The organism is Cognatiyoonia sp. IB215446 (assembly GCF_033963825.1).
GTDB lineage: Bacteria > Pseudomonadota > Alphaproteobacteria > Rhodobacterales > Rhodobacteraceae > Yoonia.
The window spans coordinates 1,304,684-1,331,680 of the sequence record NZ_JAXBMD010000002.1 but is presented as its reverse complement, the minus strand read 5'-3'; the positions used below and the strand labels follow the sequence as shown (position 1 = coordinate 1,331,680).

28 protein-coding genes and 1 pseudogene are annotated in these 26,997 nt (G+C 58.1%); 12 read left to right on the top strand and 17 right to left on the bottom strand.

Annotated features, from left to right (window positions below):
- Nucleotides 1–39 precede the first annotated feature (39 nt).
- From SLH49_RS14075 to SLH49_RS14065, 3 genes are all read left to right on the top strand, one after another.
- Nucleotides 40–798 carry an alpha/beta fold hydrolase gene (locus tag SLH49_RS14075; protein WP_320269757.1) on the top strand — a complete coding sequence of 253 codons (759 nt, stop codon included), beginning with the start codon at nucleotides 40–42 and terminating at the stop codon, nucleotides 796–798.
- Nucleotides 799–857: 59 nt separating this feature from the next.
- Nucleotides 858–1,325 carry a hypothetical protein gene (locus SLH49_RS14070; RefSeq protein ID WP_320269756.1) on the top strand — a complete coding sequence of 156 codons (468 nt, stop codon included), beginning with the start codon at nucleotides 858–860 and terminating at the stop codon, nucleotides 1,323–1,325.
- Nucleotides 1,326–1,429: 104 nt separating this feature from the next.
- Entirely contained in the window at nucleotides 1,430–1,747 is a 318-nt protein-coding gene (locus SLH49_RS14065) for a hypothetical protein (RefSeq protein ID WP_320269755.1), read from the top strand.
- A 287-nt stretch (nucleotides 1,748–2,034) separates the two neighbouring features.
- On the opposite strand, the pseudogene SLH49_RS14060 reads toward SLH49_RS14065, so the two are convergent.
- Nucleotides 2,035–2,666: pseudogene (locus SLH49_RS14060) on the bottom strand (tyrosine-type recombinase/integrase).
- Nucleotides 2,667–3,299: 633 nt separating this feature from the next.
- On the opposite strand from SLH49_RS14060, the gene SLH49_RS14055 reads away from it, so the two are divergent.
- A complete protein-coding gene (locus SLH49_RS14055; RefSeq protein WP_320269754.1) occupies nucleotides 3,300–3,812 on the top strand; it encodes a hypothetical protein in 513 nt (170 codons plus the stop codon).
- Nucleotides 3,813–4,235: 423 nt separating this feature from the next.
- On the opposite strand, the gene SLH49_RS14050 is transcribed toward SLH49_RS14055, so the two are convergent.
- From SLH49_RS14050 to SLH49_RS14000, 11 genes are all read right to left on the bottom strand, one after another.
- The gene (locus SLH49_RS14050) at nucleotides 4,236–5,153 is read right to left on the bottom strand and encodes a dihydrodipicolinate synthase family protein (protein ID WP_320269753.1); all 918 of its coding nucleotides are present in this window, start codon (nucleotides 5,151–5,153) and stop codon (nucleotides 4,236–4,238) included.
- Nucleotides 5,143–5,817, bottom strand: a complete 675-nt coding sequence (locus tag SLH49_RS14045; protein WP_320269752.1) for an aspartate/glutamate racemase family protein — start codon at nucleotides 5,815–5,817, stop codon at nucleotides 5,143–5,145. Before SLH49_RS14045 ends, SLH49_RS14050 begins: the two co-directional genes overlap by 11 nt.
- Complete coding sequence (locus SLH49_RS14040) at nucleotides 5,814–6,203, bottom strand: VOC family protein (protein WP_320269751.1); 390 nt, start codon at nucleotides 6,201–6,203, stop codon at nucleotides 5,814–5,816. The genes SLH49_RS14045 and SLH49_RS14040 overlap by 4 nt, the downstream gene beginning before the upstream one ends.
- An 8-nt stretch (nucleotides 6,204–6,211) precedes the next feature.
- A complete protein-coding gene (gene hydA / locus SLH49_RS14035; RefSeq protein WP_320269750.1) occupies nucleotides 6,212–7,627 on the bottom strand; it encodes a dihydropyrimidinase in 1,416 nt (471 codons plus the stop codon).
- A gap of 77 nt (nucleotides 7,628–7,704) precedes the next feature.
- Entirely contained in the window at nucleotides 7,705–7,980 is a 276-nt protein-coding gene (mnhG, locus tag SLH49_RS14030) for a monovalent cation/H(+) antiporter subunit G (protein ID WP_320269749.1), read from the bottom strand.
- Nucleotides 7,973–8,272, bottom strand: coding sequence for a monovalent cation/H+ antiporter complex subunit F (locus SLH49_RS14025; RefSeq protein ID WP_320269748.1), 300 nt, complete (start codon nucleotides 8,270–8,272; stop codon nucleotides 7,973–7,975). Before SLH49_RS14025 ends, mnhG begins: the two co-directional genes overlap by 8 nt.
- Nucleotides 8,269–8,748, bottom strand: coding sequence for a Na+/H+ antiporter subunit E (locus SLH49_RS14020; RefSeq protein WP_320269747.1), 480 nt, complete (start codon nucleotides 8,746–8,748; stop codon nucleotides 8,269–8,271). The genes SLH49_RS14025 and SLH49_RS14020 overlap by 4 nt, the downstream gene beginning before the upstream one ends.
- On the bottom strand, nucleotides 8,745–10,238 hold the full coding sequence (locus SLH49_RS14015; RefSeq protein ID WP_320269746.1) for a Na+/H+ antiporter subunit D: 1,494 nt from the start codon (nucleotides 10,236–10,238) through the stop codon (nucleotides 8,745–8,747). Before SLH49_RS14015 ends, SLH49_RS14020 begins: the two co-directional genes overlap by 4 nt.
- Complete coding sequence (locus SLH49_RS14010) at nucleotides 10,235–10,594, bottom strand: Na+/H+ antiporter subunit C (protein ID WP_320269745.1); 360 nt, start codon at nucleotides 10,592–10,594, stop codon at nucleotides 10,235–10,237. Before SLH49_RS14010 ends, SLH49_RS14015 begins: the two co-directional genes overlap by 4 nt.
- Nucleotides 10,594–11,013, bottom strand: coding sequence for a Na+/H+ antiporter subunit B (locus SLH49_RS14005; protein WP_320238718.1), 420 nt, complete (start codon nucleotides 11,011–11,013; stop codon nucleotides 10,594–10,596). The genes SLH49_RS14010 and SLH49_RS14005 overlap by 1 nt, the downstream gene beginning before the upstream one ends.
- Entirely contained in the window at nucleotides 11,010–13,268 is a 2,259-nt protein-coding gene (locus SLH49_RS14000) for a putative monovalent cation/H+ antiporter subunit A (RefSeq protein ID WP_320269744.1), read from the bottom strand. Before SLH49_RS14000 ends, SLH49_RS14005 begins: the two co-directional genes overlap by 4 nt.
- A 232-nt stretch (nucleotides 13,269–13,500) precedes the next feature.
- Here SLH49_RS14000 and SLH49_RS13995 point away from each other — a divergent pair, with 232 nt between their 5' ends.
- Nucleotides 13,501–14,433: a hydrogen peroxide-inducible genes activator gene (locus SLH49_RS13995; RefSeq protein WP_320269743.1), complete on the top strand. Its 933-nt coding sequence runs from the start codon at nucleotides 13,501–13,503 to the stop codon at nucleotides 14,431–14,433.
- Nucleotides 14,434–14,439: 6 nt separating this feature from the next.
- Here the strand turns inward: SLH49_RS13995 and SLH49_RS13990 are convergent, their stop codons facing one another.
- Nucleotides 14,440–15,009, bottom strand: coding sequence for a YcbK family protein (locus SLH49_RS13990; protein ID WP_320269742.1), 570 nt, complete (start codon nucleotides 15,007–15,009; stop codon nucleotides 14,440–14,442).
- 123 nt (nucleotides 15,010–15,132) lie between these two features.
- Between SLH49_RS13990 and SLH49_RS13985 the strand changes: the two genes are divergently transcribed.
- The 5 genes from SLH49_RS13985 (at nucleotide 15,133) to SLH49_RS13965 (ending at nucleotide 19,606) form a co-directional block, all read left to right on the top strand.
- The gene (locus SLH49_RS13985; protein WP_320269741.1) at nucleotides 15,133–15,507 is read left to right on the top strand and encodes a hypothetical protein; all 375 of its coding nucleotides are present in this window, start codon (nucleotides 15,133–15,135) and stop codon (nucleotides 15,505–15,507) included.
- Entirely contained in the window at nucleotides 15,425–16,966 is a 1,542-nt protein-coding gene (locus SLH49_RS13980; RefSeq protein WP_320269740.1) for a L,D-transpeptidase family protein, read from the top strand. Before SLH49_RS13985 ends, SLH49_RS13980 begins: the two co-directional genes overlap by 83 nt.
- A gap of 29 nt (nucleotides 16,967–16,995) precedes the next feature.
- A complete protein-coding gene (locus SLH49_RS13975; RefSeq protein WP_320269739.1) occupies nucleotides 16,996–18,057 on the top strand; it encodes a UDP-3-O-(3-hydroxymyristoyl)glucosamine N-acyltransferase in 1,062 nt (353 codons plus the stop codon).
- Nucleotides 18,058–18,133: 76 nt separating this feature from the next.
- On the top strand, nucleotides 18,134–18,394 hold the full coding sequence (locus SLH49_RS13970; RefSeq protein ID WP_320269738.1) for an acyl carrier protein: 261 nt from the start codon (nucleotides 18,134–18,136) through the stop codon (nucleotides 18,392–18,394).
- The gene (locus tag SLH49_RS13965; protein ID WP_320269737.1) at nucleotides 18,395–19,606 is read left to right on the top strand and encodes a beta-ketoacyl-[acyl-carrier-protein] synthase family protein; all 1,212 of its coding nucleotides are present in this window, start codon (nucleotides 18,395–18,397) and stop codon (nucleotides 19,604–19,606) included.
- 3 nt (nucleotides 19,607–19,609) lie between these two features.
- Here SLH49_RS13965 and SLH49_RS13960 read toward each other — a convergent pair whose 3' ends face one another.
- Entirely contained in the window at nucleotides 19,610–20,212 is a 603-nt protein-coding gene (locus SLH49_RS13960) for an invasion associated locus B family protein (RefSeq protein WP_320269736.1), read from the bottom strand.
- Nucleotides 20,213–20,620: 408 nt separating this feature from the next.
- On the opposite strand from SLH49_RS13960, the gene SLH49_RS13955 reads away from it, so the two are divergent.
- On the top strand, nucleotides 20,621–22,150 hold the full coding sequence (locus SLH49_RS13955) for a helicase HerA-like domain-containing protein (protein WP_320269735.1): 1,530 nt from the start codon (nucleotides 20,621–20,623) through the stop codon (nucleotides 22,148–22,150).
- An 87-nt stretch (nucleotides 22,151–22,237) separates the two neighbouring features.
- Nucleotides 22,238–22,741, top strand: coding sequence for a hypothetical protein (locus SLH49_RS13950; RefSeq protein ID WP_320269734.1), 504 nt, complete (start codon nucleotides 22,238–22,240; stop codon nucleotides 22,739–22,741).
- Between the two features lie 113 nt (nucleotides 22,742–22,854).
- Here SLH49_RS13950 and ggt read toward each other — a convergent pair whose 3' ends face one another.
- The 3 genes from ggt to SLH49_RS13935 all read right to left on the bottom strand — a co-directional run bounded on the left by ggt (nucleotide 22,855) and on the right by SLH49_RS13935 (nucleotide 26,996).
- Nucleotides 22,855–24,660, bottom strand: a complete 1,806-nt coding sequence (ggt, locus tag SLH49_RS13945; RefSeq protein ID WP_320269733.1) for a gamma-glutamyltransferase — start codon at nucleotides 24,658–24,660, stop codon at nucleotides 22,855–22,857.
- A 61-nt stretch (nucleotides 24,661–24,721) separates the two neighbouring features.
- Complete coding sequence (locus tag SLH49_RS13940; protein ID WP_320269732.1) at nucleotides 24,722–26,023, bottom strand: HlyC/CorC family transporter; 1,302 nt, start codon at nucleotides 26,021–26,023, stop codon at nucleotides 24,722–24,724.
- Between the two features lie 52 nt (nucleotides 26,024–26,075).
- Nucleotides 26,076–26,996: a site-specific tyrosine recombinase XerD gene (locus tag SLH49_RS13935; RefSeq protein ID WP_320269731.1), complete on the bottom strand. Its 921-nt coding sequence runs from the start codon at nucleotides 26,994–26,996 to the stop codon at nucleotides 26,076–26,078.
- Nucleotide 26,997 lies beyond the last annotated feature (1 nt).

The window sequence follows — 26,997 nt, the reverse complement described above, 5'->3', positions numbered from 1 at the left end:
CTTCTAGTGCTTTGGGTTGCGACAACCGCAGGGGCACTCATGGTTGGGAGCACAGCACTGGCGCAGACGACAGCCACGGTTTCTCGTGCGGGCTCCGACATATACTTCGAGACACACCGGGAAGGCCCACCGATCCTGCTCTTGCATGGCGGGCTTGGTCATTCCGGTGGGTTTGATGGGCTACGGGATCATCTCGTTGTAAGCGGGTATCAGGTGGTGCTGTTGGATACGCGCGGGATGGGAAGATCACCCCTAGGTGACATCGCTTTATCCTACGCCGCACAGGAAGATGATGCTCACGCTGTTCTGGATGCCCTCGGTATTGAAACTTGCCCTGTGATCGGGTTCTCGGATGGTGGGATCACGGGCTACAGGATGGCGGCTCGCCCCTCACCGCGCGTCTCGAAACTGGTAACTATTGGTGCGCGCTGGTCAGCGGAGAATGGTCGCGGGATGTGGGACACATTCGACACATGGAACCGAGAGTCGCTTGGTTCAGGGGGCTTCAGTTTTATTGTCGACGACTATAACCGGCTGAACCCCGATGGCGACTTTGATCGCATGGTGGCCCAGGCCGCCGCGATGCTGAAAGACAGCAGTGCCGACGGGCATCCAGAAGGCCGGATCGGCGAAATTACCATCCCTGTTCTGGTTACGGTTGGGACAACGATCCATTCCTTTCAGTGGCGGATGCGGACGAAGCACGGCGGCAAATGGAGACTGCGCAGCTCTTCGTTGTACCGGGTGAGACGCATCCGGCACATAGGGAACGCCCCGATGTTTTTCTACCCGCGCTAGACGCGTTCCTTACCGACTGAGCGTCAAAGATGCGCCGCTTCTATTGGGGAGACCGCAATATGCTGACACGACGTGCGTTTGCCGGTGGGCTGATCGGGGCGGCGGCTTTTGCAATGCCCGGCCTGGCCCACCATGGTTTCGATGGGACTTATGACAGTGGTCGCCCGATCTATGTGGTCGGTGAAGTCATCGATGCAACCTTTCGGCGCCCACACCCGGTGATCGAAATGCACGTGGATGCGGAACTCAGGCCTCCTAGTGATTTACCGCAAGGTGAAGAGTTTGCCGATGTGATTGAAGTTCGCTCGGAAGACCGGGGTAGGATCATTGACGTCGAGTACCCACCGATCAGTCTGTTTTTTGACCTTCGGAACCGCATCGCTGTTGGCGATAGAGTTGAGACCATCGTCTACCAAGACTGCCGCCCACCGTATCAGTTGCGCGGCCAGTGGCTGCGCCTGGTAGACGGCGAGGCCGTCGTCCGTCGTGGACGTATGCAGACAGAGGATGCAGGGTGCTCGGACTGACGCCGGTGCTTGTCTGGCTGGAGGCGCCAGCACTCGCGGATTGGGTCGGCGGGCCGATCTATCCGCTCATCTCGGCCATGCACATCCTTTAAACTAGCTTTCTGATGGCGCCAGTGGTCCTGGCCGACTTGCGGGTTTTGACGCTGAAAGAGATAGACGACAGGGTGGCGCAGCTAAGCCGAATTGCCGTTCTTGGCTTCGGCGCAGCAGCAACCACGGGCACGCTGTTGTTTACTGTTCAAGCCACTAGCTACTCCGAAAATCCCGCTGTTTTGATCAAATTTGCGCTCATCTTGCTGGCAGTCGCAAATGCAGCGTTGTTCGCTTCATTCAATAGCAAGCGTTCTGTGACAGCCTCGTTGTATATCTGCATTTGGGTGGCCGTGCTCGTGGCAGGACGATGGGTTGCTTTCGCGGAGTAGACTTACCCGTATCGCTTGGAAATCGACGTTGACCTTGCCGTATTGAAGCGTGGTTTCGTCCACGGCGTGATCCTTTTGGGTCCAGTTCTTCACTCCGCCAGACATCAATGTCAGTTTTCCACTGCCGCGTGCCGAAGCATATTGCGCCAGCGCAGAAAGCTTGATGCTGCGAGCGCGAGCAGCGCAAATTGGCGATAGCTGAGACGGGTTTGGCGCAGACCACTGCCGCACGAAAGACGAGCAACAGCTTCAAAATGGCGAACGGCCAAGCCGCTCGCCAAAATGGATCAGATGCTTATGCGCTCTGCAATGCTCAGAGCATCTTCAGGTTCGATGCCCAAGTATCGAACGGTGCTGTCGACTTTGGTGGGGCCGAGTAGCAGTTGGACGGCCCGGAGATTGCCGGTCTTTCGATAGATCTCAGCTGCTTTTGTCCGGCGGAGCGAGTGGGTGCCATATCCATTCGGCTCTAGCCCAATTGCAGTGACCCAATCACGCACTAACTGTCCATACTGGCGGGTTGAGATGTGTGGCCGGTCATGGAACCGGCCGGGAAACATGAACCGACACGCAAACATCTCTAGCGATTTGATCCAAGCCAAGACGGTTTCACGCGTGTTTTCCGTCAGTTCGAACTGGGCTGGTCGCTTGGTTTTGCTCTGGATCACTGAAACGCGTTCCCGAACGCAATCATCCTTCACCAGGTTAGATACGGCCAGTTTGACAAGATCACAGCCAAACAGCTTAGTGTCGATAGCGACGTTGAACAAAGTCAGATCGCGTAAATGGCCCGCCAATTCGGGCCGTGCCCGGATTGCCCAGACTGTTTGGGTAGCAAAGGCCGTTTTTGACCGATGATCTGCTCCTTGTTCCGTGCCCTGCGTTTCGGGGTGGTTGCGGGAACTTGGAGTCGTGGTATGATTTGCAGTCCGATCCGCCCTCCGGACCCAGTTACCAGAACCGCGCTGGCTTTGGGATCGTAACGTCGGTGGCAAGGGCAGTTTTCGTGCCGCATCCGACGGCTTTGACTTTGCATGCGCAATCGACCGCTGTGATGCAGAACTTACCAAGTTGCTGCAAAGTCGTGTGTGTATGGCTCCTGTATTGCAAGAGCATTTTGCGATTACGATGATCCGTCAGTACAGTCGTGTGTCCGGCCTTGTGTCGATGTATCCTGCAGCGTCCCAGATCGAGGCGCCTGGCCCCCCTAAGTCATCGGCATGGGATTTAAGGATATCATGCCAGCGTTCCAGTTCTTCAAACAGCTCATTACACTGGTCTGATGACAGAAGCGGTTCGTCATTTGCAGAGACTTCAAAATCAGGTGCGGATGTGTTCGAATACTCTCTGGTCGACCACACCATGTCCATGTATCCCGATTGGCTTCGAAGCAGGACAAAATTAACTGGAAGGAAAATGCGAGTTCGAGGCTCGCCGTAGACTCCAGATCGGCTGACATGTCAAGCATGTGGGACCGGCGACCGGAAATTCTGCTTAGTGCCAGGCTTCTGTCGTGCGATACCTGCAATCACCGCAAAAGTTAAGGGAGATCATGATGTCAGCGGACAGGTGGATAGCCTTATGCGCAATGCTTACGTCAGTTGCAGCGGTGGGGGTTTCTGTTTCGTCCGACATCGTAAATAGAAAGCAAGCTCGTCTATCGGTGCTGCCCATTCCGATTATTTCTCATCTACAGTCGCCGGATGAGTTCTTCATAACACTGAAGAATGTTGGGGTAGGGCCTATGCTAATTACAAGCGTGACCTATCGCGACGCGCTCGGAACCATAACTGACAGACCAAGCTTGAGCGCCAGTGTCACTGATGATCCACTCGCCGTAAACGCACTTGTGTTGACACCAGGTTGGCTCAATGCGCTGGGAAGTGGCGAGTATCAGAGACTTGTCTATTATGATACCGACCCAGCGGATTATGCGTCTCGCAGTTTTAGCAGAGCGCTTAGAAGCTCACTTGATAAGACGACTGTGGTCGTCGAGTATGAAGACGTTTACGGTACTCAATTCACACCATTCGAATTCCAGTTTTTTTCTGCCGATTTCTATTGATTATTAGCAAACCCATCAAGAACCGAATATCGGTGGTAGTGGAGCGGTGATTGCAAGGGATAAAGGCTTGGGAACCAGGGGATTAAGAAACGCGGGGCTGCAAAAAACATGAAGTGAGCATGGCGAGAAACCACCCATTGTGCCGCGACTGGGGCAGCAGCCTTAAGCAAAACCTGTCAAATCAGCGATTTGACAAACACGTCCACACTGATGACCATGAAGAACACAATCGCAGCGATATCAGAGATACGCATCATGTCGCCGCTCCTTGAAACCTAATGGCAGGTAGACCTCGCTTCTGCACAGAGCGTATGAGGCGCAGGGCGCTTTTAGGTAATAAAAACTACCAAATCGTGCGGTCCTTCAAATCAGTTCGGCGCGCTCACTCGCCAATAGTTTTATGGTGGTTTGTTTACGATTCACCTAAAGGCCAAGCGCTTGCAGCTTTAGCGTTTGTCTCTGCGCAATTTCTTCAACTTCTGAAATGGCTGCTCTGGTTAGGCCCAAACCGGGTTTGCGCAGTGTGGCATGCGCTATGACACCGCGTTTTGCCAACGTGTATTTGCGGATAGCGAGACCAAGGCCGGGCTGTGCTTCATACCGGATCATTGGCATGTATGTGTCAAAGATATCGCGCGCACCGGAAAGGTCGCCCGCCTGATACGCCGCCACGACCTGCGCCATCATCTCCGGATAGCCAAAGCCGGTCATGGCCCCGTCGGCGCCGCGCAGCATTTCTTCAAGCAGATACAGACCGCCATTCCCGCAAAGGATCGAAATCCGCCGCGCGCCGTTTTCGGATGCGGCGCGCAAGGCGCTGATCTTGTCGAGGCCTGGCCAGTCCTCGTGTTTAAGCATCACGAAAGTAGGGCAATCGGCGACGATTTGCAAAATGACCTTGGGCGGGATGTGGACTTTTGTAACCAGGGGAAAGTCCTGCAGCACGAAGGGAGCATCGCCCAGTGTTTCCGCCGTGTTGTGATAGTAGCCGATGATCTGGTCGTCGCTCTGAAGGTTGCCCGGCGGCGCCACCATCAGGCCTGCGGCACCAAGATCCATTGCCGCATCGCCCAGCGTTTTCATCGCCGCAAATCCGGGAGCCGACACGCCAACGACAACCGGAACGCTACTGCGTTTTGTGACACGGTCGACAAGGGCAATCGCCTCTTCCGCAGTCAGTTTGCCCGCCTCACCCATCATGCCAAGGATCGTCAGGCCGGTGGCACCTTTCTGGATGTAGAAATCCACCATCCGGTCGACGCTATCCCAATCCAGTGCGCCGTCAGGCAGAAAGGGCGTGACCGCGATGGTAAAGACGCCTTTTGCCGTTTCATCTAGCATGGTGATCCCTTCTTTTGCTGAACTGCAATGCGATATGACCCAGCGCCATGGAGACGGCGGCCTGCGTCGGCTCGACGACTGGCAGGCCGGTTTCCTCTTCCAGCACGCCGCGATACTGCCCCATGCCTGCACAACCCATGATCAGCACATCGGCGCCGTCCTGGTCGCGCAGGGTCTTTGCGGTCGCGATCATCGCGGCACGGCTGCGGGCCGGATCGGCGAGATCGCCGACGCCTAACCCTAGGACGCGGTCACCGGCCAGGCGATCCAGGACGCCCATCGCCCCAAAAGCGCGCAGATGGCGCGGGATGGATTGCGGCAGGATCGCGATCACGCCAAAGCGCTGGCCCAAAGTGAGCGCGGTCATCACAGCGCTTTCCTGAATGCCAAGAACGGGCAGGGCGGTCTGGTCGCGTAATGCATGCAGGCCCGGATCGCCAAAACAGGCGATGACATAGCCGGAGGCGTCGGTCTGTGCGGCGGCAAGGCGCAGCATCGGGTCGATGGTTAGGTCCGCCTGCAACTGGCTCTCGATACCCGGCGGACCTTCGGCAAGCGTTAGGCAGCGGATCGGTGTGCCGAAACGGCGCAGGGGGTCGACGGCCTGATCAATGCCTGCAGTAACCGTTTCTGAGGAATTGGGATTGATGACAATCAGCGTCATGCGCCTGCGCGGGTCGCTGACTGGATTTCTATCTGATAGCCCTCGGGATCGTCAAAAACGAAGGCTTTGATCCCGATCTCATCGTTCACGAAGAGTTCGGACAAGCCCTCCAGCCCGCTGTCCCGCGCATATTCATACCATGACGCCACATCAGGCACCCGAATGCAAAGCTGCACGGGCTTCACCGGGGCCCATTTGTTCATGCCCTTTGCCTCATCCACCAGCCCCACATGCGCGCCGGAACATATCTGATAAATCTTGCACCAGCCCTGATCAATGGCGAGCGGGAGGCCCATGACATCCTCGTAAAAGCGCATCGCGCGCGGCAGATCGCGATAATAGAGGAATGTGATGGCAAGCTGGTTGTCGGTTTGGGCGGGTGGCATAGGGGCTCCTAGGCGACAGGCGTTGTTGGGGCGAGTGGCAGAGTGGGGCGGTCGATCTTCCGGCCTGCGCCCGGTGTTCCGGCGAATTGCCCATTCTCGACGATGTGTGCGCCGCGCAGAAAGACGTCTGTCGGCCAGCCTTTCATACTGTAGCCGACCCACGGGTTGTAACCCACATTGTCGTGCAGATCGTCTTCCCCGTAAGTCACGCTATTCTCCGGGTCCCAAACGGTGATATCGGCGTCGTTTCCGATGACGAGGGCCCCTTTGCGGGGCAGGCCATATATTTGGGCTGGCGCCGTTGCGGTGAGTTGCGCGAACGCCTCTGGCCCGCCGCGCCCGCGACTGACCATCGCGTCGAACATCAACGGCAGCCGGGTCTCCAGCCCCGGTAAACCATTGGCTATCTCGTGAAAGCCGGGTGACGGACCGGCGGAGAGTTTGCCCCTCTCGTCGAACCGGTAGGGCGCGTGATCAGATGAGACGATCTGCAGGTCTTCCTGATCGAGCGCCTGCCAGAGCGCCTCTTGATCCGCCTTCGTCCGCTGCGGGGGAGAGCACATCCATTTCGCGCCATTGATCCCGTCTTGCTTAAGGATCTCTTCGGTCATGAATAGATAATGTGGGCAGGTCTCGGCCCAGACCGGTGCGCCGCGCCGCCTTGCATCGCGCACAATCGCGGCCCCTTCGGCGGTCGAGATGTGAAACAGCATCACCGGCTGCCCCAGATGTTCGGCGAAGCGGCAGATGCGGGCAACAGCCTCCACCTCCGCCATGCGCGGATGGGAGGCTGCGTGGAAATGCGGGGCCGTGTTGCCCGCCGCAATCAGCGCCGCCTTGGCGCGGGCAATGATCGCATCGTTTTCGGCATGAACGCAGACGAGCGCCCCATGGGCACGCGCGACTGACATGACACGCAAGATTTCTGCATCGTTGAGCTGAATATTGTAGGTCGTAAACACCTTGATTGACCGGTTGCCTGCATCAATCAGCGCGCCCAAGTCCGCATCAACGTCAGGGGCCGTGGTGTCTGACACGATCATGTGAAAGGCATAGTCAATCATCGCGCCGCGCTCCGCACGCGCGCTGTAATCGGCCATGGCATCGGACAGCCTTTGCCCCTTGGCCTGCGCGGCGAACGAGATCACGCTGGTTGTGCCACCTATCGCGGCGGAGCGTGTCGCGGTTTCAAACGTATCCGCATTCATCAGGCCCATGCCGGACATCTGTTCAATATGAGCATGGACGTCGACGCCGCCGGGCATCACCCAACGTCCGCTTGCATCGATGTCCTTGGCAGCCGGACCAAGATCTGGCGCGATCGCAGCAATGACGCCTTCGCGCACTCCCATATCGCCCGTGACGATCCCGTCTGGCGTTACGATTTGCCCCTCCCTTATGGCAATGTCGAACTGATCAGGCATCCGAAAGCTCCACTCCTGCAGGGCATGTTGCCTCTGAAATGCAGCAGCCTGCAAGAGTGCTTATCGGTCTTCTTGGCCTATTTATGTCGTGCGGCAGCACGGCCAATCATGTGAGCCCCAATCGGGGCCGTCAGCATCAGGAACAAAATGATGGCCACCACCCGCACAGTGACTGCGGCGTCGTCGTAAAAGATCGCACCACCGATCAAAATCAGGCTACTGCCCAATGTGCCCGCCTTGGTCGAGGCATGCATGCGCGTCAACACATCCGGAAGGCGCAATACGCCGACCGCTGCGATCATGGCAAAAAACGCGCCCAATAAAAGGAAGGCCGCGATGAGGATCTCAATCATCTTCATCTTCCCCGTTTATCTGGCGCCGTTCGGCATAGCGCGCCAACGCCACGGTCGCAAGGAAGCCAACCAGCGCCAGAACAAGTGCGACATCCAATAGCGCAAGCTCGCCCGTACTGATAGCCAACACCCCACAGACCGCGATCAGCGAGACAGTCATCATGTCCAGCGCCACGACTCTGTCGGCGAGGCTGGGGCCGCGGGCGAGCCTGACAAAGGCAACGGCAAGGGACAGGACAACCACAATCAGCGCAATGTCCTTTGAGAGGATCAGGAACTCGGTGAGTGTCATTCTTCGAATACCTCTTTGACCATGCGTTCCATGCCCGACTTCAGATCGGCAATCACCGCGTCAGGATCATCTGCAAACATCGCATGCACGATCAGCGTTTTCCGGTCGGGCGTGACATCAAGGCTGAGCGTTCCTGGCGTCAGCGAGATCAGATTGGTGACCAACAGGATCTCGATATCCGATTTCACATCCAGTGGCATCTCTAGGATGGCAGGGTTGCTGAGATCCTGCGGTGTCAGCACGTCATAGGCGACGCGGATGCTGGAAACGCACAGATCGTAGATAAAGAAGAGCACCAGACGCACGATCCGCCAGGCGCGCAGGAAGTAGCCGCTGGTGCCGCCGAAAAGCGGCTGTGCGATCCAAAGGGTGATGAACCCGATCAGAAACCCGACCAGAAACTGCGCTTGCGTGAAGCTGCCCCAGAGGGCGGCCCAGATAACGGCAAGCAGAATATTCAAGAGAAAGAGGTTCATGACGGCTCTCCCAACACCACTGTGATGTAGGTTGTGGGATCAAGCAATTGGTTCGCCGCGCGTTCGGCAAAGATGACAAATGGCTCCGGCATCAAGCCGATCACCATGGTCAGAAGCGCAAGCGCCGCGACCGGTATCAGAAGGGGTGCGCGATTGGCCAGACCGGACAAGGCCGGGTCGCGCCCGTCTGGATGGTCTTTCCAGAACGCCTCCGCCCAGATTTTGGTCATGGAATAGATCGTCATCAATCCCACTGCCAAAGCGATGAAAGCGACAAACCACATCTCAATATCCAGGGTGGCTTTCACGATGATGTACTTCGCCCAAAAGCCGGAAAGTGGTGGGAAGCCAGCAAGCGAAAAGGCGGGGATCAGGAACAGGACGGCGAGAAGCGGGCTCGACTTGTAAAGACCACCGATCTTGTAGACATCAGTCCCGCCGGTCAATTGCCGTGAAATACCCGCCACAAGGAACAGGTTCGCTTTGACGATGATGTGGTGCACCAGATAGAACACCGCCCCAACAATCGCCAAAGGTGTCATCAAGGCAAGACCGAGGATCATATATCCGATCTGGCTGATGATGTGGAATGACAGGATTTTGCGGAAATCCGATTGTGCCGCAGCGCCCAGAACGCCAGTCACCATGGTCAGGCACGCGACCCACAACAGCACCGTATGCGTGTACCCCACGTCATGGTCGAAAACCAACGTGAACATGCGGATCAGCGCATAGACCCCAACCTTTGTTAGCAGACCTGCAAAGACGGCAGAGACCGAAAAGCTGGGCGTGTGATAGGCCGCAGGTAGCCAGAAAAACAGCGGGAAGACCGCCGCTTTTACCCCGAAGGCCACCATGAACATCATGGCGACCACGGTTAGCATGCCCTTGTCTTCGATCAGGTCGACTTTGACGGCGAGGTCAGCAAAGTTCAGCGTGCCTGTCATGCCATAAAGCAGGCCGATACCGGTCAGAAACAGGATGGTGGAGATGAGGTTGAGCGCCACGTATTTGACGCCCCCTTCAATCTGCTCGCGGTCGCCATTCAGGATCAGAAGCCCGAATGAGGCGATCAGCATCACCTCAAACCAGACATAGAGGTTGAAGAGGTCACCGGTCAGGAAGGCGCCTGTTACCCCTGCCAGCAAGATCTGGAACAGCGCGTGATAACCGTGCCGCTCATGACGCGCAGCGACGTCGCCGATGGCATAGATCGCCACGGCAAGCCCGGTGATTGCGGTGATCAGAACCATCACGGCAGATAGCAGATCCGCCACCAGCGTGATGCCAAAAGGTGCTGCCCATTGGCCCATTTGATCGGCCAGCACACCCTGATCCAGCACGACCACCATCAGCGCGATGGCCGCACCCAGCGCTGCAGTTGAGCCTGCTACAGACACCCAGCGCCCATACGCGCCGTTGCGCAGAAGGAATGCGGCAATTGCGGTGATAAAGGGGATGACCAGCGGAAGGGTCAGATACCAGCTCATGCCTGATCTTTCGGTTCGGCGACGCGCATGTCGTCAGTATCCAAGGTGCCCAGGCTGTAATAAGCGCGCACAGCGAGGATCAGCGCGAATGCAAACAGCCCGAAACCGATCACAATGGCGGTCAGGACCAGCGCCTGGGGCAGGGCGTTGGCCACAGGACCTACCGGCGCATCCAGACCGTCAGGCACAAGCGGTGGCGCGCCGGGGGTAAGCCTGCCCGCGACGAAAATCGTCAGATTGGCCGCGTTCGACAAAAGGATCAGACCAAACAGGAAACGCAGCAGGTTGCGGCCCATCATCAGGTAGACAGAGGCGGCGACCAGAACGCCGATCAGGATCGATAACAATTGCTCCATCAGCTTGTCTCTTCCAACGCAAAGACAATCGACAAAACCGACCCTAGAACAACAAGGTAGACGCCGACATCAAAGACCAAAACGGTCGAGAGCGGCAGGCCCTTGTCATCCTCGGTCTCACCGATGAAGAGCCATTGGCCGGTGAACAAGGCATCGCCCCAGATCGCGGCCATCACACCTGCCAGTAACGCGATACCAAGGCCAAGGCCTGCAATGTTGGCGGGGTCAAAGCGAAGCGCTGCGCGTGCATCCTTGGTGCCGCAGGCGATGGCGTAGACCACGAAACCGGTCGCAGCGATCAGACCGCCGATGAAACCGCCACCCGGCGCATTGTGGCCGCGCAACAGCATATAGGCCGAAAAAACCAAAAGCAGGACAACCTGCAGCCGCGCGCCGGCGATCAGGATGACGGAATTCATGTCTCGTCCTTTTCTGGTTTGCTTTTGAGAAGCGCATAGATGCTGATTGCGGCAACAAGGACCACCGCGATCTCGCCGAAGGTATCCAAGGCACGGAAATCGACGAGGATCACGTTGACGATGTTCTGCCCAAAGGCTTGCGGCCAACTTGCGGTCTGGAAGAACGCAGTCAGTTCCAGATCAATCTGTCCGGCGGTGACCACCAGCAGAACGGCGGTGGTGGCGACACCCAGCCCAACAGCCAAAAGCGCGTCCCACGGCCTGCTACGCAGCGGCTCAGCGCCTAGATGCGGCAAGCGTAGAGCCGCTGCTGCGAAAAGCACGACAATCAGCGTTTCAACAAGCAATTGGGTGATGGCGACATCTGGCGCACTGTAGAGAATGAAGATCATGGCGATGCCAATCCCAACAACACCAAGTCCAGCAATGGCCGCAATGCGCGAGCTTGTTGCCGCCGTCAGGGCCGTGCCGAGCAAGACCAGCAAGAAGACAAGCCAGTCGGCGATGGTCACGTCAGGCACGTTGATTGGCGGTAGAGCCACATCCTTGAGCAGTAGCGTCCCGGCCAGCGCCGCCAGTGCCGTGGCAAATGTCAAAAACATGTAGCGGCGCAGCACACCGGTCTGGATCACGCGGGTTTGCCATTTGCAGGCCGCCAGAAGGCCAGCCAAGAGGTTGTCCCAGCCGCGATCAAAACTGGGGCTGCGATTGACGAGATCAATCAGCCAATTCCGCAACGCGATCTTGTAATAGTAGATAGTGAAGCCAAGCACGAATGTCGCGATGCTCAGCATCAGCGGCAGGTTCACCCCAGCCCAAAGCTTGAGCGGCCGCGCCTCTTCAGCGCCCGCAAGGATGGCGTCAACCGTTGGATTGACCAAAGTATTGGCCATGAGGTCGGGGAAAATGCCGAATATCGCCCCCAGAAGTGCCAGGATCAGTGGTCCGGCGAGCATTGGCCACGGCGCCTCGGTGATGTTGGGCAGCGGCTCGCCCGATTTGCTCCAGAACGGGCGGAATGAGACGATGCCTGCAATGGCCACCATCAGCGCGCTTGCGATCAGAACCGCGCCCGCGACAAGGATCGGCTCGGACGCCACGGCGATCGCACCGGCATACTTCAACTCTTTGCCGATAAATCCAAGGAATGGCGGAAAGCCCGCCATCGACAAAGCCGCAATGCCCGCCGCCGCCGCAGTGATCGGCATGGAGGGCGCCAACCCGAAAAGCTTGTCGGCGTCACGTGTTCCGGTCTGGTGATCAATGATGCCGACCACGAGGAAAAGTGCTGCTTTGTAGAGCGAGTGCACAATCAGGAACGTCGCAGCCGCTGTAATCGTATAAGCGGTGTCATTACCCAAAAGCAGGGTCAGCGCACCCAGCGCCATCAAGGTCGTGTAAGCCAGCGCCTGTTTCAAATCGGTCTGGCGCAATGCCATGACCGAGGCAAAGACCATCGTGATCGCGCCCGCGATGGTCAAAGTCCACAACCAGACTTCGGTTCCGCTGAGCGATGGATGCATGCGCGCCATGAGGTAGACACCCGCCTTCACCATCGTGGCAGAATGGAGATAGGCACTGACCGGGGTGGGCGCTGCCATCGCGTTAGGCAGCCAGAAATGAAACGGGATTTGCGCTGATTTTGTGAAGGTGCCGAGTAGGACGAGGATCAGGATGGGCAAGTAAAGCGCGCTTTCCGTCAGCACTGCCGGCATTGCCCGGATTTCCGACAGTTCAAACGTACCCGCCACATTGCCGATCATGATGATTGCGGCGAGCAGTGCTAGCCCGCCAACACCCGTGACCAAAAGCGCCTGCAAGGCCGAGCGGCGCGATTTCGGGCTGGCATGACCAAACCCGATCAATAGGTAAGAGGTGATGGTGGTGAGTTCCCAGAAAACGAACAAACCCAACAGGTTATCCGACAAGACCACACCCAGCATCGCCAGCATAAAACTGGTCAGAAACAGTGAAAACCGTGCCTGATGTTCGTGCCCCGCCAGATACCGCGCCGAATAAAGCATCACCAGCGCGCCGATCCCCGTGATCAGAAGCGCAAAGGTCAGGCTCAGCCCGTCCACCAGGAAACTGACATTGACACCAAGGCTCGGCACCCACGCCCAGACAAAGCGCAGCGCGTCCCCCGCCGCAATGGCGGGGATCATCTGTGCGAAATAGACAAAGAGCACGCTTGCGATCAGGACAGGCACGAGGCCAGCGGGTGTGACCCAGCGCGACGTGGATGTTGAAGTCACTCGATTATTCCGGGCGGTCTAGAATTTCACTCTTGCTGCGACATAGTGCCCTAGCCATGGGAAGCAACGGATTGATCCGTAAACAAGGTTTCAGATGTCGACATTGATCCGATGCTCATTTTCTGGCCCCAAAACTTCATGCTAGATCGGGAAATAGGCGTGTGGCATTTCAAATAAAGACAATCATGTTAGAAATATTGATAGGAAAAAACTATCAAAAGGAGGTGCGTCATTGTTGCCCAGCCTGCGTCAACTTCGTTACCTGATTGCTTTGGCCGAAGCCCGACATTTTCGCAAAGCGGCTGAGACGCTGGGAATCTCTCAACCTTCGCTCAGTCTGCAGATCAGCAATCTTGAGGCGTTGTTGTCGGTCCGGCTGGTGGAACGGGGCAGGGGACCGGTCACATTGACGCCTGAGGGGCGCGAAGTTGTGACGCGTGCCCGCCGCGCTGTGGATGAGGTGCGCGGGATTGTTGATATGTCGGCGCACATTCGTGGCGGCATGGGCGGAACTATCCGCTTGGGCACGACACCGACCATTGGCCCCTACTTGCTGCCATTTGTCGTCGAGCGGCTCCATGCGCAATACCCCGATCTGCGGCTTTACATCCGCGAGAGCCCGGCGCCCGATTTGCGCAACGATCTGATTGCTGGGCATCACGACGTGATCCTCACCCAACTGCCAGAGCCCGGGGCGGATCTCGCCGACAAGCGACTGTTTCGCGAGCCGTTCGTGCTGGCCGTCGCCTCGGACCATCCGCTCGCGCAATCACCCACGGTGACCGAGGATGCGCTTGCGGGCCAGACAATCCTGTCGCTTGGACCCGATCACGCGATGCATGCGCAAATCGCCGCCTTGTGTCAGGCACATGGCGCGCTGTTGGCGCGGGATTATGAGGGGACCAGCCTTGATGCAATCCGACAGATGGTCGGGATGGGGATGGGCGTGGCCTGTCTGCCGCGGCTGTATGCCCGGTCTGAAATTGACGGACGCAGCAGCAATGTCACTGTCATTCCGTTTCAGCGCAATGTCATGATGCGGGCGATTGGCCTTGTCTGGCGCGTGACGTCAAGGGCCGACATGTTCGAACGGCTTTCGCAGACCATCATGGATGCCGCGCGGCAGGATTTGCGCGATGGACCCTCACCCATTCTGGTGGATTAGGTAGTGCTAGCCGCGCCAGCTGCGGATCGGGCCGCAATCCATATGAACGAAGTTGGAGCGTCCATACCGCCCGACACCACCGGCACGACAGGCGATTGCGGCATTGGCCATTTGGGTTGGTGTGCGGCTGGTCAGTCGCAGATCGGCGGCCTGGCCGCGCATGTGAAGCGAGTTGCGTGCCACACCAGATGACCTGGAGCGCAGCATGTTGTTGGTTTGTGGCGATCTGTATCCTGACAACAGCAGGTAAGGCTCACTCGTGTCCATCAGGTTCAGTGCGGCTGACATGATGTCGATTGTCCGCAAATCCATTTGGACGGCTTCACCTGTCCGCCAATCACGCATATGCACGTTAATTTCGCGCACCGCTTCTGCAATATACTCGCCTTCGATCCAGTAGATTGTGTCCAGATATTCGCCGGTTCGACCTGAATGCATTCCGATACGGCGAATGTCGCCTGCGCCACGCAAAAAGCCAGCTGCTTTGGAATATGTTGGTGCTGCGGCAACCGCTGTTGCGGCAAAAGCACCCAACAATCCACGCCGGGATATACCCGCGGAAGTCGTTTTCGTCATGTTTATTGCGCCTGTCCCGTCGTCCATCTTTATCCGCTTTGAAGCGGATTACTGCCGTTAGCCCCCAAGATGTTGTTACTTTATGACACACTTTGATTCGTTGACCAAGCATTGTTTACCAAGATGGCGGTTAACGTCAGGCAAATCGGCGGGAATCTGCGCAAGATTGGTAAAGTTTTTTTACCTCTTGGGGCCAATTGGCTGCATTTGCGCAACATCTTGATCGGCGCCACCGGGTATCACCGGTTTATGAATAGACTTACGCAAGGTATGGATATTCATACTCACATCGAAGCTGCTGCCACATTACCGTACGTTCAAGTCTTACCAAAGGTTTGCCATTATGCGCATTGTTCTTTTGTCGAAGAATTTGTTTTTATTATATTTTTTGATTATTTTCTCCGCTGCTTTCGTCATGTTCGCATCAACGCTGCCGGCTCAGGCCAGAGTGACAGAGTTCAGCCAGGCGGTAGCCGAAGCGGCATCGCGCGATCCTGACCTGGCCGCATTCTACCGTTCACGGAATTTCGAAGGGATCTGGAGTAATCGGGGGGACCGCGCACGGCGCAACGCACTCATCACGGCGTTTTCCGCAGCCGGCGATCATGGTTTGCCCGCCGCAAGCTATGATGCAGAGGCGCTGATGGCGCAATTGCAGGCTGCCCGCACACCCGCGGCGCAAGGCCGGTTGGAGGTTGAACTCAGCCGGTTGTTCCTTGAATATGCGCGTGATGTGCAGACTGGTATTCTGATCCCGTCGCAGGTCGTCAGCAGCATCCATCGGCAGGTCCCCTATCGGCCGCGTTTGCAGACTCTGCAGGCCTTTGCGCAATCCAATCCGGCGGCATTCCTGCGTGCCTTGCCGCCAAGCTCGCCCGAATATACGCGATTGATGCGCCAGAAAATGGCGATGGAACGTCTGGTGGCGACGGGCGGTTGGGGGCCGGTTGTGCCCGGCAACAAGCTGGAGCGCGGTGATACCGGTGCGCGTGTGGTTGCACTGCGCAACCGGCTGATCACAATGGGTTTTCTGTCCCGTACGAATACGCAAACCTATGACGACACGATTGTTGCCGCCGTCCAGCGTTTTCAACAGGCGCATGGCCTGGCCTCCGATGGCACTGCAGGCCCCGGTACTTTGCGTGAGATCAACCGTTCCGCTGCGGAGCGCCTGCAATCCGTCATTGTCGCGATGGAGCGGGAAAGGTGGATCAACCGCCCCAAGGGCGAACGCCACATCTGGGTCAACCTCACCGACTTTTCGGCACAGATTATCGACAACGATGTCGTGACATTCTCGACCCGGTCGGTGATCGGCGCGCGTGAAGATGATCGAGAAAGCCCGGAATTCTCGGATGTCATGGAGTTCATGGTCATCAATCCCAGCTGGTACGTCCCACGCTCGATCATCACCAAGGAATATCTGCCGCAACTTCAGCGTAATCCGAACGCGGTCAGCCAGTTGATCATAACCGATACACGTGGCCGCGTGGTTGATCGCAATGCCGTTGATTTCACGCGCTACAGCCGGACGAACTTCCCCTATTCCATGCGTCAGCCGCCCAGCCGGGGCAATGCGCTGGGGCTGGTGAAGTTCATGTTCCCCAATCGCTATAACATCTATCTGCATGACACCCCGGCCAAGAGCCTCTTTGGCCGTGAAACCCGTGCCTACAGCCATGGATGCATTCGCCTCGCCGATCCGTTTGACTTTGCCTATGCGCTGCTGGCGCCACAAACATCTGATCCGGAAGCGCTTTTTCAGGCTGAGTTGCGGACGGGTCGCGAGCGGCGGGTTGATCTGGCCGATCCTGTGCCGGTGCACCTAGTCTATCGCACGGCCTTCACCCAAGCCGAGGGCCCCATGCAGTATCGCCGTGATGTTTATGGTCGCGACGCCCGTATCTGGAGCGCGCTTGCCCGCGAAGGGGTGGTGATCCGCGCCGTGGGCGGCTAAATCAGCCCCCACACCAAAGCGGGGGCATCATGGCGCATTCAATCAAGGAGATCGCAGCGGCGCTGGGGGCCGAGGCGTTTGGTGATGTTGAGTTGACTGTCGCAGGCGCGTCCGAACCCGGCAATGCAGGACCTGACGACCTGGCCCTGGCAATGAGCCCGGCCTATGGTGACGCCTTGCGCGAAGGCAATGCGCGGGTGGCGGTTCTGTGGTCAGGCGCCGACTGGCAGCAGTTCGGTCTGGACGCTGCAATCATTGCGCCGCGCGCGCGGTTGGCCATGGCCCGGCTGACGCAGATGCTCGACCGGCCCCTGCAGCGAGACGGTATCTCACCGCAAGCGCTGATCGACCCGAAGGCCAGGATTGGTGCGGATGTCTCAATTGGCCCCTTCAGTGTGATTGGTCCGGATGCAGAGATCGGGGCGGCGAGCTGGATTGGCGATCAGGTGAGCATCGGTCCAGGCGTGACGCTGGGTGAGGGTGCGTGCATCCATGCCGGTGTGCGTGTCCAACGCGGGGTGCAGATCGGGGCTCGGGTGATTCTGCAGCCCAATGTGGCAATCGGTGGCGACGGATTTTCCTTCGTCAGCGTAGAACCGGCCAATGTCGAAATCGCGCGCAGCACACTTGGCAACGACCCCATGACGCCGCCGGAGGATCCCACTTGGCACCGCATTCATTCGCTGGGCAGTGTTGTCATCGGCGACGATGTTGAGGTTGGGGCGAATTCGACCATCGACGCGGGCACGATCCGTGCCACGCAGATCGGCGACGGCACCAAGATCGATAATCTGGTGCAGGTCGGTCACAACGTTATTGTCGGTGCGCATTGCCTGCTCTGCGCGCAGGCCGGTGTCGCCGGGTCTACCGTAATCGGTGACCGTGTCGTCGTGGGCGGCAAGGCCGGGGTGGCGGACAACCTGACGGTCGGGGACGACGTGGTTTTGGGTGGCGGCACCGTGGTCCTGTCAAACGTGCCTGCCGGACGGGTGATGATGGGTTACCCCGCCACACGCATGCAGACCCATATCGACAGCTACAAGGCCTTGCGCCGCCTGCCACGCATTCTGCGTGACCTGACAAAACGCTAAAACAGTATTTCAAACGCCTGTCAAATTGACTACATCACGCCCGGGAAGAGGATCATGCAAGGGTGGATCGGGCCAGATGAACATCAAGGATAAGGTCATCAGCATTCTTGCCGAGCAGGCGCTGCTTGAGCCCAGCGACATCGCGCTTGATCAGACGCTTGACGATATTGGCCTCGATTCCATGGGCCTTGTCGAAAGCATCTTTGCGATTGAAGAGGCGTTCGACATCTCGGTGCCTTTTAACGCCAATGAACCCAATTCCGGTGATTTCGACATTTCATCCATCGGCGCGATTATCGACGCGGTGGGCAAGCTTGTGGCGGCGCAAGACAAGTAGATGCGACGCGTCGTCATCACGGGGGCTGGCACGATCAATCCGCTTGGCGCGGATGTTGCCCAAACCTTTGTTGCCATGCGCGAAGGGCATTGTGGGATCGGTACGCTAGAAATCCCCGATGTCGACCGCCTCTCAATCCAGATCGGGGGTCAGATCAAGGGCTATGACGAGGCGGCGCATTTCAACCGCCAGCAAATCGCGCTCTATGACCGTTTCACCCAGTTCACGCTGCTTGCCGCGCGAGAGGCGATTGTACAATCAGGCCTCAGCTTTTCGGGTGCGCTGGCGGACAATTCGGGCGTCGTGCTGGGCACATCGGGTGGCGGGCTGAACACGCAAGACGACAATTACCGCGCCGTCTATGAGGCGGGCAAAAATCGTGTACACCCGTTCATCGTGCCCAAGCTGATGAACAATGCTGCCGCGAGCCACGTGTCGATGGAATGGAACCTGCGCGGCCCATCTTTCACAGTGGCGACTGCCTGCGCCTCATCAAACCATGCGATGGGGCAGGCTTTTAATATGGTGCGTTGTGGGATGGCGAAGGTCATGATCACTGGCGGGTCCGAGGCGATGCTGTGCTTTGGCGGCATTAAAGCCTGGGAAGGTCTGCGCGTGATGTCCAAGGATGCCTGCCGCCCGTTTTCGGCAACGCGCAACGGCATGGTTCAAGGCGAAGGGGCCGGGGTCTTTGTCTTTGAGGAATACGAACACGCCAAGGCCCGCGATGCCGAGATCTTGTGCGAGGTGGTGGGCTTTGCGATGTCATCTGACGCGTCCGACATCGTCATGCCGTCAAAACAGGGCGCCGCGCGGGCCATTGCTGGCGCCCTAAAAGATGCGCGCCTGCCCAAGGAAAGCGTCGGCTATGTGAATGCCCATGGCACGGGAACTGCGGCGAATGACAAAACCGAATGCGCAGCGGTTGCAGATGTCTTCGGCGCACATGCAGATACGCTGATGATGTCGTCCACCAAGTCGATGCATGGCCATCTGATCGGCGGCACCGGGGCGGTGGAGCTTTTGGCCTGCGTCATGGCTCTCAAGGACGGGATTGTTGCCCCAACAATCGGTTATGAGGAACCCGACCCTGAATGCGCTCTGGATGTCGTCCCCAATGTGGCGCGCGATGCCGATATTGATGTAGCACTCTCAAACGCTTTCGCGTTTGGTGGACTTAACGCGGTGCTGGCCCTGCGCAAGCACGCTTAGCGCTTACTCGACCACCGCGCTGCCATCAAAACCTGCCGTAAATCCGATGAGCGAGACATCGAGAACCACCTCTTGCTCGGGATCGGCGGCAGGCACAAGCCGGATCGTCGCGACGTTACCACGCTTGAATTGCTGCACTTCTGCCTCAGTGAAACCAAGCCGCGCGACACAGCCACCTGGATTGCAGAAAGTGAACGGATAGCGTCGTGCATTTGCGCCATCGACGGCCAGCGTCAGTTGTTGCGTCAGCAATGTCTCAAGCGGGACAACAATTGTGGCCCCCGCAGCGGCGCGTGAACCGGGCGGCAGGCGGAACAGATTGAACTCGGCGACCGCAACGCCATCATCGTTCTCAAGGAGCTGATAGAGGTTGCAAGGATCGTCCTGACCTTCCGGCGTCTTGACGCACCGCATCTCCCAATCGCCAAATTCCTGCCGCACATAGGCCTGGCCAACTTGCGGGCCAACCGGCTCACCAAGGTTCAGATCGGGTGGTGTCGTATCCGTCGCTTCATCTGCCGTTGTTTCTGTCGCTTCTTGCGCGATTGCGGTCCCTCCAAGCGCGATCAGTAGAATAAGCGGTAGAGATTTCAGCAGTGGATGCATTGACGTTTGTCCCTTCGTTCTTTCGCGGCGATGTACCATGGGGTCAGGGCCATGTCAGGGCCAAAACACGGGGCGCGGGCAAAGTCTCGCTCACTTTTTTGCGGGTGGAAAACAAGAAAAAGGGCCCAAACAGGACCCTTCTTCATGTTCTCCCTGTCGGACTTGGCCGACGAATTGCGGAGAAGCTACGCAATGGCATGGTGCCCGTCAACTGCGAATCTTTGACAAAACTGTTACGATCCCGGCAACGATAGAGGCCGAAAAAAAAGCCGTGCCCGAAGGCACGGCCAGTCTAACAGGGAGGAAGTATGGCCCGCCGGACAACAAAGCCGGAAAGCCATGCTTGGACACTGGCACGAAGTGGTTAAGAATGTATTTTGACTGAGAATTTAGTGGGGACCCCTTTACATGAGCGATCATATTTTCATGGGTGGCGGCGGTGAAGCTTACGGCACAGCGCAGGTTTTGCGTCTGGACAAGGCGAACCGGCATGGGCTGATCGCCGGTGCGACAGGGACCGGAAAGACCGTGACATTGCAGATCATGGCCGAGGGGTTTTCGGCGGCGGGCGTGCCGGTGTTCCTCTCTGATGTCAAAGGCGATCTGTCGGGCCTTGCCGCCTCGGGCACAGAGGCGTTCAAGCTGCATGAGGCTTTCACCAAACGTGCTGACACAATAGGGCTTGACCTTGTCTATGACAGCTTCCCCGTGACCTTCTGGGACCTTTTCGGCAAGCAGGGCCATCCCATCCGCGCGACAGTCGCCGAGATGGGCCCACTTTTGCTCGCGCGTCTGATGGAGTTGACTGACGCGCAGGAAGGCGTTCTGAATGTCGCCTTCCGCGTTGCCGATGAAAAGGGTTTGCCGCTTCTCGATCTGAAGGACTTACGCGCGCTTCTTGTCTGGGTTGGGCAGAATGCGAGCGAATTGTCGCTCCGCTATGGCAATGTCGCATCCTCGTCCGTGGGTGCGATCCAACGGCAACTCCTTGTCCTGGAAAATCAGGGCGGTGACGCGCTTTTTGGGGAGCCCGCCTTGCAACTCTCTGACATGATGCGCACGCGCGACGGACGGGGTGAGATCAACATCCTCGCTGCCGATCAACTGATGGGCAGCCCGCGCCTCTATGCGACATTCCTGTTGTGGCTGCTGTCTGAACTCTTCGAGGAACTGCCCGAAGTCGGCAACCCCGACAAACCGAAACTGGTCTTCTTCTTCGATGAGGCCCATCTGCTCTTCGACGACGCGCCAAAGGCGTTGGTGGACAAGGTCGAACAGGTCGCCCGTCTCATCCGGTCCAAAGGTGTCGGCGTCTATTTCGTCACACAAAACCCCGGAGACATCCCCGAAGACGTCCTCAGCCAGTTGGGTAATCGCGTGCAGCATGCCTTGCGAGCGTTCACCGCCAAGGACCGCAAGGAACTGAAAACGGCCGCCGAAACCTATCGCGACAATCCCGCCTTCGACACGGCAGAGGCTATTCAAGAGGTCGGCACCGGTGAGGCGGTGACGTCATTCCTTGATAAAAAGGGCATCCCAATGATTGTGGAGCGGACGCTGATCCGCCCGCCGTCCTCGCAGCTTGGGCCGATAGACGCGCCGACCCGCAAGGCAATCATGTCCGGCTCGGACATGGCCGGAAAGTACGACCAAGCCGTGGATCGCGACAGTGCCTTTGAGATGCTGCGCAAACGTGCCGATGCTGCGGCCCAAGCGGCAGAAGAAGCCGAAGCCGCCGAGGCGCTGCTCGACGAAAAGGCCCGCGAGTTCAAAGCCGCACGCCGCTTCAGCGCAGGTCAGCCTCGCAGCACACCCAACCGGTCATCTAGTGACAGTTTCGGCAGCGCGCTTGCCTCGGTCGTTGTGAAGGAGCTCAAGGGAACGACTGGTCGTCGGCTCGTGCGCGGGGTGCTCGGCAGCCTTTTCAAGGGGCGTTGATGCCGCGCCGTTACATCCGCGCGCAAGCCTGCCACTCATCACGAGTATTGGGCGCTCGCCGCCTTGCCGAAATAGGGAAATATGCCGATGACACGTGACCGTTTTCGGGGCCGTTTTTTGAAAACTATCCTTGGTGTGGCATGTCTGCTGATCGCTGGGACATCGTGGGCCCAAGAGCGGGGTTCGGCATCCGTCAAATCCTGTCAGTCCGTGACAACCTGTTTTGAGGACGGATCCTGCAACGACAGGCCCTACAAGCTGCAATATGTCTTGGCCCATTACTTTGACCTGACCAGACCGGGCTACAATCGGATTGAATTTCTTGCCAATGGCCCAACTGTCGCCGAAGCGGGCGGCGGAAAGTTCTTTTTGAACACTGTTACCACGACAGCTCCGGTGAACGAGATCGGTGAAATTCTGGAACGCGGCTATGGTCAATCGCTAGCGCGTGGATGGGTTGCTGCGATCAACACGAATGAGATGTTCTTTGGTCAGGGGCGGCTCTTTTATGTCAGGCCTGCGAAGGAGGTGGAACGATCAAGGCGCGGCGCCGCCGTGACAGAGTTTCGCTGCGGGCAGATGCTGTTTTGATCACCCCAGTATTGGTGCCTGCGGATGGTCAGGGGTGATTGGGCGCTTAAAGCCCGCTATCGCGCAGATCGTGACATCCCGCATGGCATGAGATCTGCGCGAAATACGCTAGTCTAGTTTCCAAGTGCGATCCCTTCACGCCTTGGATCTGCCCCGCCAGAAAGCGTATCGCCAATACTGATCGCATGCAGGCCGGAATTCAGCCCGCGTATGTTTACCTCGTAGCCCAACTCGGTCAGTGGCGCTTCGAACGCGACAGCATCCGTGCCTTCCTCCAGATCATAGGTGCCGAACCGGTTGACGAGATGCGGCATCGCGATAGCGGCCTGGATATCCATATCCCATTCCAGATGCGCCATGATCGTCTTGGCCACGTAACCGATGATGCGGCTGCCACCCGGACTGCCGATCACCAGAACAGGAGCACCATCTTCCATCACGATCGTGGGCGACATTGAGGAGCGGGGGCGTTTACCCGGCTCAACGCGGTTGGCGATGGGGTAACCATTGCTGTGCGTGGCGAAGGAAAAGTCCGTCAGCTCGTTATTCAGCAGGAACCCTCGCACGAACAGCCGAGAGCCAAAGCCGTTCTCGATCGTCGTCGTCATCGACAGGGCATTACCGTAACTGTCAACGATAGAGATATGCGAGGTTGATGGGAATTCGAGGCTCACATCATCGCCCCAAAGCTGGGCATGATCCCATTCTGGTTCACCGGGGCTGACTTCTGGTAGTGCGACAAAGCCATCGATGCGGTCTCCTTCGATCAGGTTTGCGCGTTCTTCCAGATAGAAGGGGTCTACGAGACCCTCTGTCGGCATGGGCACAAAGTCACTATCCGCCATGTAGCGGCCTCGATCTGCGAATGCGAGGCGCGAGGCGTCGCCGATCAGCCGCCAGACATCGGGGTCTGCCGGGTCATCGAAAGCGAAATTGTCCATGATCCCCAGGATCTGCCCAACCGTCAGCGCACCAGAGGATGGCGGCCCCATCCCGCAAATATCGTAAGTGCGGAATCCGACGCAGACCGGGTCACGTTCGATGACGTCATAAAGTGCAAGATCGAGTGTGGACAGAACGCCCGGATTGCCCTCGGCATTGCGCACAGTGGCTACGATATCCTCGGCAATCGGGCCGGTATAGAACGCCTCCGTCCCTCTGGCCGCGATCTGCCGTAGCGTGTCGGCATAGGCAGGGTTCTGCAGGATATCTCCCGCCGCGAGAGCGGTACCGTTGGGATAAAAATAGTCGGCGGTGGCCGGGAAGCGCTGCAGTCTTTCTTCATCGCCCGCGACCATTGTTGCGAGGCGGGGGGACACGACAAATCCATCTTCAGCCAGCGTGATTGCAGGTGCTAGGAGGTCCCCCCAATTCGCGCGGCCCCAACGGCGATGGGCATCTTCCATCAGTTTTGGCGTGCCGGGCGTGCCAACGGATAATCCACCGACGACCGCATCAAAAAAACCAAGCCGTTCGCCATTTTCATCTTGGAAAAGGGTCGGCGTTGCGGCGAGCGGTGCGGTTTCGCGCCCGTCGAGCGTGGTCACTTCGCCGGAAGCGGCATCATACCAGACGAGAAATGCACCGCCGCCCAGACCGGATGATTGCGGCTCAACAAGACCCAGAACGGCTTGGACCGCGACCATCGCGTCTGCTGCGGTACCGCCTTCGGCCAGAACCTCGGCCCCGGCCTCAACAGCCAAGGGGTTTGCGGCGGCGACCATCCAGTCGTCGGCCGTGACAGGCACGCCTTCCGCCTTGGCGGCAAGGGCGGCCTCCGCTGCGTCTGACAGGTTCTCAAAGGCGGATATGCCGGTGTCTTCTTCAGGCGCGACGGCATCTGCGGCCTGTTGGGCAAAGGCCGGGGTGACAAGGAACAAGGTTAACAAACACGATGGCAACAATTGGCGTAAGGTCATGATCGTCCTCGTTTTGATAACAATAGGGTGACCATTTACCTTAGGGCAGCCAATGGCAAGGTCAGAGCTTGCGGATTTTCAGCGTCGCGATCCGGTTTTCTTCCTTGCTCAGCACTTCGAACCGGAAGCCGTGGAAGGAAAAGACCTGCCCCTCAAGCGGGATCATCTGGGCCTCATGGATCACGAGGCCCGCAATCGTGTTGGCTTCATCATCTGGCAGGTTCCAGTCATGGGCACGGTTTAGGTCGCGGATCGTCATGACACCGTCTACGATATAGGCACCATCCGCCGTGGGTGCGATCTGCTCCTCCTCATGATCGTCAAATTCATCCGCAATCTCGCCCACGATCTCTTCGAGGATGTCTTCCAGCGTGATCAGCCCTTGCAGGCCGCCATATTCATCCACTACCAGCGCAAAATGCGTCTTCCGCTTGAGGAAGTTGCGCATCTGATCATCCAGCGTCGTTGTTTCCGGCACGAAATAGGCGGGCATTGCCACTTTCATGACGTCAAACGCTTCAAGGCCTTGCGCATCCTCTTCACCGCCTGCCAGCAGCTTGTGCATCGCCCGCAACAAATCCTTGGCATGGATGACGCCAACAATATTCTCAGGCTCATCCTTAAAGAGCGGCAGACGCGTATAAGGGCTTTTGAGGATCTGGGACAGGATATCCTGCGCAGGCAGGGCGGCATCCAGCATCTCAATGCCTGAACGATGCAACATGATCTCTTCCACCGCACGTTCATTGAGGTCCAGCGCACCAAGGATCCGGTCGCGGTCCTCTTTTTCGACGATCCCTTCGGAATGGCCCAGCTGCAGCGCCCCCGCGATCTCTTCACGGACCGCCAGGATGTTGCTGTCAGGGTCGGTGCGAACGCCAAAAACGTAAAGCACGCCGCGCACGAGGTAACGCACCGCGGTAACGATGGGCGAAAATATCAGCACGACAAAGCTGATCGGCCCCGCCACGCGCGACGCAACTGATTCAGGGTAGGTGATGGCAAAGGTCTTTGGCAGCACCTCGGCAAAGATCAGGACCAGCAAGGTCATGATTAGGGTGGCCGCTGCCACACCGTTTTGGCCAAAAAGCTTGGTGAGCACCGCGGTGGCAAGAGACGTGGCTAGGATATTGACCACGTTATTGCCCAAGAGGACCGAACCGATCAGACGTTCATTGTCTTCGGTGATCTTCAGCGCCCGCTCGGCCCCTTTTGAGCCCTTATCGGCATTCGAGCGCAGCTTGCCGCGCGACGCTGCCGTCAACGCGGTTTCAGAGCCAGAAAAAAAGCCCGAGAGGACAAGAAGGATCAGGATTGCGCCGGCGGTCACCCAGAATGCGGCGTCAAGTGTGGCGGTTTCCATTAGATACTTTCACGCAATATCACGATTGTTATGTAGTCTCGGCTGCCCGTCATCAAGCCTTCGCGGCTTTTGCAAGCGGGTGGTGCTCCAGCACCAGATCCTTGAGCCGTTCATCAAGGACATGGGTGTAAATCTCTGTGGTCGCCACATCAGCATGGCCCAGCATGGTCTGGATCGATCGCAGATCAGCACCGCCCGCCAAAAGATGCGTGGCAAAGGCATGGCGCAAGGTATGCGGCGTGACTTTCGAAGGGGACACGCCGCCCGCCAAGGCAAATTCCTTGATCAGCCCAAAGAAGCGGTGCCGGGTCAGGTGCCCGGATTTGCCGCGTGAGGGGAACAGGAATGGGGAGGCCGGTTTGCCATCCTTGCGCGCTGCCTCTTCCGCATCATCGCGCGCGCTCAGGTAGGCCGCCAAGGCCACCCGCGCCGGTGGTGACAAGGGCACGAGTCGTTCTTTGCCGCCTTTGCCGCGCACCAGCAACATGCGCGGGTCGCCGCGCGCTGCGGAGACAGGCAGGCTGACAAGTTCGGTCACGCGCATGCCGGTCGCATACAGCAGTTCCATCAGGCAGGTATTGCGGAGCTTTTCTTTGGGCGAATTGCGCGCCGCCTCCAACAGCCGGTCCACTTCGGCGATATCGAGTGTCTTGGGCAGGCGCTTTGCCCTCCCGGGCCCCTTTATTTGGATGGCCGGGTTATCGGCGCGCCAGCCTTCCTCGAACGCAAAGCGGTAAAGCTGCTTGATCGCTGAAAGCCGCCGCGCGCGGGTGGATTTGGCAAGCCCCTCCGCCTCACAATCGATCAGGTAGCTTTCGATATGATCGCGGGTTGCCGTCGTGAAATGCAGCGCCTTGTCATCAAGCCAGCCGCTGAAATCCTGCAGATCACGGGCATAGGCCAGTTGCGTGTTGGCGGCGGCGTCAAGTTCCGCCGCCTGCGCCTCAAGAAAGGCCTGAATCCAGTGGGCCATG

Coding starts and splice junctions, on each gene's coding strand:
- SLH49_RS14040 (WP_320269751.1), bottom strand. CDS start 6,203: ATGCCACCCGCCCAAACCGACAACCAGCTTGCCATCACATTCCTCTAT.
- SLH49_RS13990 (WP_320269742.1), bottom strand. CDS start 15,009: ATGACGAAAACGACTTCCGCGGGTATATCCCGGCGTGGATTGTTGGGT.
- SLH49_RS13985 (WP_320269741.1), top strand. CDS start 15,133: ATGGCGGTTAACGTCAGGCAAATCGGCGGGAATCTGCGCAAGATTGGT.
- SLH49_RS14025 (WP_320269748.1), bottom strand. CDS start 8,272: ATGACACTCACCGAGTTCCTGATCCTCTCAAAGGACATTGCGCTGATT.
- SLH49_RS14055 (WP_320269754.1), top strand. CDS start 3,300: ATGATGTCAGCGGACAGGTGGATAGCCTTATGCGCAATGCTTACGTCA.
- SLH49_RS13980 (WP_320269740.1), top strand. CDS start 15,425: ATGTTCGCATCAACGCTGCCGGCTCAGGCCAGAGTGACAGAGTTCAGC.
- SLH49_RS14020 (WP_320269747.1), bottom strand. CDS start 8,748: ATGAACCTCTTTCTCTTGAATATTCTGCTTGCCGTTATCTGGGCCGCC.
- SLH49_RS14065 (WP_320269755.1), top strand. CDS start 1,430: ATGGCGCCAGTGGTCCTGGCCGACTTGCGGGTTTTGACGCTGAAAGAG.
- hydA (WP_320269750.1), bottom strand. CDS start 7,627: ATGCCTGATCAGTTCGACATTGCCATAAGGGAGGGGCAAATCGTAACG.
- SLH49_RS13960 (WP_320269736.1), bottom strand. CDS start 20,212: ATGCATCCACTGCTGAAATCTCTACCGCTTATTCTACTGATCGCGCTT.
- mnhG (WP_320269749.1), bottom strand. CDS start 7,980: ATGATTGAGATCCTCATCGCGGCCTTCCTTTTATTGGGCGCGTTTTTT.
- SLH49_RS13955 (WP_320269735.1), top strand. CDS start 20,621: ATGAGCGATCATATTTTCATGGGTGGCGGCGGTGAAGCTTACGGCACA.
- SLH49_RS13950 (WP_320269734.1), top strand. CDS start 22,238: ATGACACGTGACCGTTTTCGGGGCCGTTTTTTGAAAACTATCCTTGGT.
- ggt (WP_320269733.1), bottom strand. CDS start 24,660: ATGACCTTACGCCAATTGTTGCCATCGTGTTTGTTAACCTTGTTCCTT.
- SLH49_RS14050 (WP_320269753.1), bottom strand. CDS start 5,153: ATGCTAGATGAAACGGCAAAAGGCGTCTTTACCATCGCGGTCACGCCC.
- SLH49_RS13970 (WP_320269738.1), top strand. CDS start 18,134: ATGAACATCAAGGATAAGGTCATCAGCATTCTTGCCGAGCAGGCGCTG.
- SLH49_RS14010 (WP_320269745.1), bottom strand. CDS start 10,594: ATGGAGCAATTGTTATCGATCCTGATCGGCGTTCTGGTCGCCGCCTCT.
- SLH49_RS14045 (WP_320269752.1), bottom strand. CDS start 5,817: ATGACGCTGATTGTCATCAATCCCAATTCCTCAGAAACGGTTACTGCA.
- SLH49_RS13935 (WP_320269731.1), bottom strand. CDS start 26,996: ATGGCCCACTGGATTCAGGCCTTTCTTGAGGCGCAGGCGGCGGAACTT.
- SLH49_RS14075 (WP_320269757.1), top strand. CDS start 40: ATGGTTGGGAGCACAGCACTGGCGCAGACGACAGCCACGGTTTCTCGT.
- SLH49_RS14070 (WP_320269756.1), top strand. CDS start 858: ATGCTGACACGACGTGCGTTTGCCGGTGGGCTGATCGGGGCGGCGGCT.
- SLH49_RS13940 (WP_320269732.1), bottom strand. CDS start 26,023: ATGGAAACCGCCACACTTGACGCCGCATTCTGGGTGACCGCCGGCGCA.
- SLH49_RS13965 (WP_320269737.1), top strand. CDS start 18,395: ATGCGACGCGTCGTCATCACGGGGGCTGGCACGATCAATCCGCTTGGC.
- SLH49_RS13975 (WP_320269739.1), top strand. CDS start 16,996: ATGGCGCATTCAATCAAGGAGATCGCAGCGGCGCTGGGGGCCGAGGCG.
- SLH49_RS14015 (WP_320269746.1), bottom strand. CDS start 10,238: ATGAGCTGGTATCTGACCCTTCCGCTGGTCATCCCCTTTATCACCGCA.
- SLH49_RS14005 (WP_320238718.1), bottom strand. CDS start 11,013: ATGAATTCCGTCATCCTGATCGCCGGCGCGCGGCTGCAGGTTGTCCTG.